The sequence below is a fragment of the Paenibacillus xylanexedens genome, assembly GCF_007676705.1.
Lineage (GTDB): Bacteria > Bacillota > Bacilli > Paenibacillales > Paenibacillaceae > Paenibacillus > Paenibacillus xylanexedens_C.
In genome coordinates, this window is record NZ_VEBF01000967.1 from 1 (window position 1) to 218 (window position 218).

General features: G+C 41.7%; 1 pseudogene. It reads right to left on the bottom strand.

Annotated features, from left to right (window positions below):
- A pseudogene (locus tag FS628_RS33425) lies at window positions 1-201 on the bottom strand (aminoacyl-tRNA hydrolase); the annotation flags it as partial.
- Between the last annotated feature and the right edge of the window lie 17 nt (window positions 202-218).

Below are 218 nucleotides of genomic sequence, written 5' to 3' on the forward strand. Positions count from 1 at the left end.
GTGGTGTGTAGGGGTATGGTGAATAATGGATTTGATGGGATTATGTGGAGGTGGAGTGGGTTGGTATGGGAATGTGAGTTTGGGAATGTGTGTATGGATGTCGTGGTATAGAACAATCAGATCTTGAAGGGTAAGTTTATAAAAATGGATATATGTCCGAAGCGATTGACGAGAGAAGTTGATATAGGTGATGGGTTTGATTAGGACGGTTTTGACAG